The 2,301-nt window shown below is 58.0% G+C and carries 2 protein-coding genes and 1 pseudogene; all 3 read right to left on the bottom strand.

Features of this window, described 5'->3' with window-relative positions; translation table 11 throughout:
• Positions 1–190, bottom strand: a pseudogene (locus ADK28_RS00260) (cytochrome c); the annotation flags it as partial.
• On the bottom strand, positions 187–1,839 hold the full coding sequence (locus ADK28_RS00255; RefSeq protein WP_048794587.1) for a GMC family oxidoreductase: 1,653 nt from the start codon (positions 1,837–1,839) through the stop codon (positions 187–189). The pseudogene ADK28_RS00260 and the gene ADK28_RS00255, both read right to left, overlap by 4 nt.
• Positions 1,836–2,301: sugar dehydrogenase complex small subunit (locus ADK28_RS00250; protein WP_048794586.1), on the bottom strand; the 466-nt coding region annotated here is incomplete at its 5' end. The genes ADK28_RS00250 and ADK28_RS00255, both read right to left, overlap by 4 nt.

The raw sequence follows: 2,301 nt of genomic DNA, 5'->3' as shown, positions 1-2,301 counted from the left end.
TGGGAGAAGCAATGCCGTACCCCCCGGCAAAAGGCTTGCCCTGCTGCTGCGTATTCGTATGGCAGGCCATGCAGTCCGAGGCGATAGCCAGCGCTTGCCCTTTAGCGATCAGATCGCCGTCCTGGGCATGCGCCGCGAAGCCGCTTCCCAGCAGCAGCGTCGCTGCCAGCGAATGGGTGATTTTATTCATTTGCTCTCCAGGGCTCGAAGTACGTCATTGGCCGCCTTGAGTCCAAGCGCCGCCATCGTCAACGTGGTGTTGACAACGCTGGCTGAAACCATGGCGCCTCCACCCGGGATCCAAAGGTTGTCATGATCGTGGGCGCGGCAATTGCCGTTCACCACCGAGTTCGTGGGATCGCTGCCCATGATCGTGCCGCCCATAATGTGGTTGTTGGCATTCAGCTTGTCGTTAATCACAAACTCTTGCGCATCGAACAAGTCGCCAATCTGCCGTAGCTGGGTTTTGACCACTTCCAGCCCTTTGCGCACGTAATCGCCGACGTCGTAGTGGATGTCCGGGCAGGCCAGGCCATGCTTGTCTTTGCGGGTGGAGCTCAGAGTAAGACGGTTGTTCGGATCCGGCAGCGGTTCCAGGCTAATGGAGAGATCCACCGAGCGGCTGGCGCGATCGCGCACTTCATCCTGCAGCGCCTTGCCGACCTTGCCCGATTTCAGTACTTCAAGGGCGGAGGGGATCACCCGGTTGATGTTGTTGATGATGATCTTGTTGGCGGAGTGGTCGCTGCGGAACGCGCCGTCACGATATCCCACCATGCAGCTGCTCTGCGCCGGGCCGCGGCCAACCCATAGGGCCTCTCGCGCCAGGAAGGAGCAGTGCAGGCCAGAGTGATCCATCATGTTGCGCCCCACCTGATCCGAGCTGTTCGCGATGCCGTTCGGGTTCTTTTCGTTGGCCGCCAGCAGCAGTAAGCGCGGGTTCTCAATCCCATTGCAGGCCAGAACGAACGCTTTACCGATCGCCCGATGGGAGTTATGCGCCGTGTCGTACCAGTGAACGGCGGTGACGCGGTTATTGTCGTCGGTGTCAATTTTGTACACCACCGCCTCGGGGATCACCTTCGCCCCCTTGTGTTCGGCCCGTTCAACGTGGTGAATGCCGTTGTACATGGCTCCAATCGGGCAAATCGGCTGGCAATTGTTATTGCCGCAGCAGGTGGGCCGTCCATTCCAGGGCCGGGTGCTGCGGCCTTGCGGAATGGGCACCGATTTAAAGCCGTGAGGATTAACAATCTCAGCAATGCGTCTGTCGCCGTAGGCCCAGGGCACCATGTCCATCGGGTAAGGCCCGCTGCGTTCCGCAGGGGACTGCCACTCCGGATTATTCGGGCCGGCAACGCCTATTTCCTCTTCGGCTTTCGCGTACCACGGTTCGATATCTTCGTAGGAAATAGGCCAGTCTCTCCCCACGCCATAGAGGGATTTCATGCGAAAATCATTGGGATGGTTGCGCCAGCAAGAAGCGGCCCAGTGCCAGGTGGTTCCCCCCACCACACGCAAATAGCCCTGTTTAAAGCCTGAGCCATTGGGGCCGGTCAGTTTGATATAGTCGTTCTCCGGGAAATAGAGCGGCGCGGTGGCGTACTCCGATTGCGGGTAAAGCCCCTGAAAATCCGACCCCGCACGATTGTGCAGTGGCATATTGCGCCAGTTTTCCACAGCCTGCGCGCGCTCAATGCGCGGGCCTGCCTCAAGTACCAGCACCGAGTAGCCCTGGCTTACCAAAGCATCCGCCATCAGACCGCCCACAATACCGGAACCGACAATGACGACATCGGCCTCTGCATCGCCGGAAGCATTAATTATTGGGCTTTTCACACGCGATCCTCATATTTTTTATCGGCTACGGCAGGCAAATCTGTTGCGGGAATGGAAGGTTGGCGGGTAACGCCCGGCGGCAAGCCGGTCCACCACAGCGGGCCAAAATTGCACCAGGTCGGCACAATCAGGGCATCCTGAACCGTGCGATACATCAGCGCCTCTTTATAACTAATCAACTGCCCCTGCTCGGCGCTTGAAGGATCTACGGTTCCGGTATACCACGCGGTCACAATTGCCTGGATAAGCTCCCTTTGCCCCTGTTCAATCGCATGTCGGTTCAAGGTTTCCGCATCGGCGGCTTGCTGGCTCAGGATGAACAGGGCGTTGAGTTGCGAGTTCAACTGCGGAAAATGTTCGCACAATGCGGAAAAATAGCGGGCGGAGAGTGTGACGTCCAAATCGTCAAACTCGGTAATTCTTCTCGAAATTTGTAAAAATTGCGCGTATTCAACGGGCGAG

This window comes from Serratia sp. 506_PEND, assembly GCF_001076875.1.
Lineage (GTDB): Bacteria > Pseudomonadota > Gammaproteobacteria > Enterobacterales > Enterobacteriaceae > Serratia > Serratia marcescens.
The sequence above is the reverse complement of the archived record's forward strand: the minus strand, read 5'-3'. Positions and strand labels throughout refer to the sequence as shown.